The organism is Streptomyces sp. UH6, assembly GCF_013421635.1.
Taxonomy (GTDB): domain Bacteria; phylum Actinomycetota; class Actinomycetes; order Streptomycetales; family Streptomycetaceae; genus Streptomyces; species Streptomyces abyssomicinicus.
On record NZ_JACADT010000615.1, the window covers coordinates 1 to 3,481 of the forward strand.

General features: G+C 73.9%; 3 protein-coding genes. 1 reads left to right on the forward strand and 2 read right to left on the reverse strand.

Features of this window, described 5'->3' with window-relative positions; all coding sequences use genetic code 11:
* Both rsmA and HW445_RS23060 read right to left on the reverse strand, forming a co-directional pair.
* Nucleotides 1-720: 16S rRNA (adenine(1518)-N(6)/adenine(1519)-N(6))-dimethyltransferase RsmA (gene rsmA, locus HW445_RS23055; protein WP_180222875.1), on the reverse strand; the 720-nt coding region annotated here is incomplete at its 3' end.
* Between the two features lie 58 nt (nt 721-778).
* Nucleotides 779-2,485 carry a phospholipid carrier-dependent glycosyltransferase gene (locus HW445_RS23060; protein ID WP_180222876.1) on the reverse strand — a complete coding sequence of 569 codons (1,707 nt, stop codon included), beginning with the start codon at nt 2,483-2,485 and terminating at the stop codon, nt 779-781.
* 60 nt (nt 2,486-2,545) lie between these two features.
* Here HW445_RS23060 and rsmI point away from each other — a divergent pair, with 60 nt between their 5' ends.
* Nucleotides 2,546-3,478, forward strand: coding sequence for a 16S rRNA (cytidine(1402)-2'-O)-methyltransferase (gene rsmI / locus HW445_RS23065; RefSeq protein ID WP_218957301.1), 933 nt, complete (start codon nt 2,546-2,548; stop codon nt 3,476-3,478).
* Nucleotides 3,479-3,481: the final 3 nt, after the last annotated feature.

The following is a 3,481-nucleotide window of genomic DNA, read 5'->3' on the forward strand; positions in this document are numbered from 1 at the left end:
CTTGCGGCGCTGCGCGAACGCGGCGTCGACCACCGCGAACACCTCCTGCCGGGAGGCCGAGGTCGCGATCGGCTCGGTACGGCGGACCAGCGAGACCAGGCCGCTGTCCACGTTCGGGGCGGGCCAGAACACGTTCCGCCCGATCGCCCCGGCGCGCTTGACCTCGGCGTACCAGTTGGCCTTCACCGACGGCACGCCGTACACCTTGTTGCCCGGGCCCGCGGCCAGCCGGTCGGCGACCTCGGCCTGCACCATCACCAGCGTGCGCTCGATGCTGGGGAACCTCTCCAGCATGTGCAGCAGCACCGGCACCGCCACGTTGTACGGCAGGTTCGCCACCAGCGCCGTCGGGGCCGGACCGGGCAGCTCCGTCACCTGCATGGCGTCGGAGTGCACCAGCGCGAACCGCTCGGCGCGCTCCGGCATCCGCGCGGTGATCGTCGCGGGCAGCGCCGCGGCCAGCACGTCGTCGATCTCCACGGCGGTGACCCGGTCGGCGACCTCCAGCAGGGCCAGCGTCAGCGAGCCCAGACCCGGACCCACCTCGACCACGGTGTCCTCGGGGCGGACCTCGGCGGTGCGGACGATACGGCGCACGGTGTTGGCGTCGATCACGAAGTTCTGGCCGCGCTGCTTGGTGGGGCGGACCCCGAGGGCGGCGGCGAGTTCGCGTACGTCTGCGGGACCGAGAAGGGCGTCGGCGGGGGTGGGGCTGCTCACGGCACCAGCGTACGTTGCCGCGACCGCCCCTCGGCCCGCCGTCGTCGGGCCCCGGCCGTCACACCCACGTGTCCAGCCACATCCGGGTCTGCCACTCCTCCAGCGGGATCGGCTCCCCGGTGAGGATCGGCCAGAAGTGCGCGAAGTTCCACACCACCATCAGCACCAGCAGGCCCACGCCGGAGATCCCCGCCACCCGCCGCGTCTCGCCCGCGTCCGGCCGCCCCAGCAGCGCCCCCGCCGTCATCGCCAGCGCCAGGCAGAGGAACGGCACGAAGGCCACCGCGTAGAACAGGAAGATCGTCCGCTCCTGGTACATGAACCACGGCAGGTATCCGGCCGCGATCCCGCACAGGATCCCCCCGGCCCGCCAGTCGCGGCGCAGCGCCCACCGCCACAGCACGTACAGCAGCGCGAAGCAGCCCGCCCACCACAGCATCGGGGTGCCGATGGCCAGCACCTCGCGGGCGCACTTGTCCACCACGTCCGAGGGGCAGCCGTCCTGGCCCGGGCCGGGCGACTCGTAGAAGTAGGAGACCGGGCGGCCCATCACCAGCCACGACCACGGGTTCGACTCGTAGGTGTGCGGCGAGGTCAGGCCCACGTGGAAGCCCCACACCTGGCTCTCGTAGTGCCAGAGGCTGCGCAGCCACTCCGGCAGGAACGTCCAGCCCGCGTTCTGCCCCTCGGTGGCCGCCCAGTTGCGGTAGTAGCCGCCCGTGCCGTCGTCGGAGGAGAGGATCCAGCCGGTCCACGACGCCACATAGGTCACGACGGCGACCGGCACCGTCGCCACGAACGCCGGCACCACGTCCCGCCGCAGCACCGCCGTGTACGGGTTCCGCGCCCCCGCGGTACGCCGGGCGCCCACGTCCCACAGGACCGTCAGCAGCCCGAACGCCGCCAGCACCACGAACCCGCTCCACTTGGTGCCGATGGCCAGGCCCATCATCAGACCGGCCGCCCACCGCCACGGCCGCGCGCCCAGCCGCAGCGTCCGCGCGATCTCCGCGTCCGGCCGCACCCAGCCCCGGTCGTCCGCCGGCAGCGCGGCGGCCAGCCGGGCCCGCGCCCGGTCCCGGTCCACCACCAGGCAGCCGAACGCGGCCAGCACGAAGAACATCAGCACGCCGTCCAGCAGCGCGGTCCGGCTCATCACGAAGTGCAGCCCGTCGACCGCCAGCAGCAGACCGGCCAGGCAGCCCAGGAACGTCGAGCGGAACATCCGGCGGCCGATCCGGCAGAGCATCAGCACCGACAGCGTGCCGAGCACCGCGACCATGAACCGCCAGCCGAACGGGTCGAAGCCGAACATCAGCTCGCCCAGCCCGATCACGTACTTGCCGACCGGCGGATGCACCACGTAGGCCGGGTCGACCGGCAGCGGGACGTCGCCGCCCTGCTCGATGATCAGTTTGTCGACGTCCTTGGGCCAGCTCAGCTCGAACCCGCGGTGCACGAGCGCCCACGCGTCCTTCGCGTAGTACGTCTCGTCGAACATCACCGCCCGGGGGCTCCCCAGGTCCCGGAAGCGCAGCAGGCCGGCGAAGAGGGTGACCAGCAGCGGGCCCACCCAGCCGGTCCAGCGCGCGACGGTGTCGCCGGTGCCCGGCGGGATCCGCAGCGTCTCCCACAGGCGCGGGCCGGGCGACATGAACGGGGGCACCAGCCGGCTGCGGACGTCGCCGACGGGCGGGCCCGCGGCCTCGCCCTTGAGCGGCGGCCGGTCCTGCCGGAGGTCCGTGTCGGTCGGGGTACTGGTCACCGCGCCATCGTAGGGAACAGGGCGGTGCGTGGGGCAGGGTTGGCGGGCTGGGACGATGGAATGGTGACCGATACGCCTTCCGACTCGCCCTCCGTGTCCGTTTCCCCCGCCTCCTCCCCCTCTTCCTCTCCCTCCTCCTCCCCGGCGGGCGGCGTCCTCGTGCTCGCCGGCACGCCCATCGGGGACGTGGCGGACGCCCCGCCGCGCCTGGCCCAGGAACTCGCCGCGGCGGACGTGGTCGCCGCCGAGGACACCCGCAGGCTGCGCCGCCTCACCCAGGCGCTCGGGGTGCGCACCGAGGGGCGGGTCGTCTCCTACTTCGAGGGCAACGAGACCGCCCGCACGCCCGAGCTGGTCGAGGCGCTGCGCGGCGGCGCCCGGGTGCTGCTGGTGACGGACGCGGGCATGCCGTCGGTCTCCGACCCCGGGTACCGGCTGGTCGCCGCCGCCGTGGAGCACGACATCAAGGTCACCGCCGTGCCGGGACCGTCGGCGGTCCTGACCGCGCTGGCGCTGTCCGGGCTGCCGGTGGACCGGTTCTGCTTCGAGGGGTTCCTGCCGCGCAAGGCCGGCGAGCGGCTGGGACGGCTGCGGGAGGTCGCCGGTGAACGGCGCACCCTCGTCTACTTCGAGGCGCCGCACCGGCTGGACGACACGCTCGCCGCGATGGCCGAGGTGTTCGGCGGCGACCGGCGGGCGGCGGTCTGCCGGGAGCTGACCAAGACCTACGAGGAGGTCCGGCGGGGACCGCTGGCCGAGCTGGCGGCGTGGGCGAAGGAGGGGGTGCGGGGCGAGATCACGGTGGTGGTCGAGGGCGCGCCCGAGCCCGCGCCGGGCGACGTGGACGCGGAGGAACTCGTCCGCAGGGTCCGGGTGCGCGAGGAGGCGGGGGAGCGGCGCAAGGAGGCGATCGCCGCGGTCGCCGCGGAGGCGGGGCTCCCGAAGCGGGACGTCTTCGACGCGGTGGTCGCCGCGAAACACGCCCCCCGGTGATTC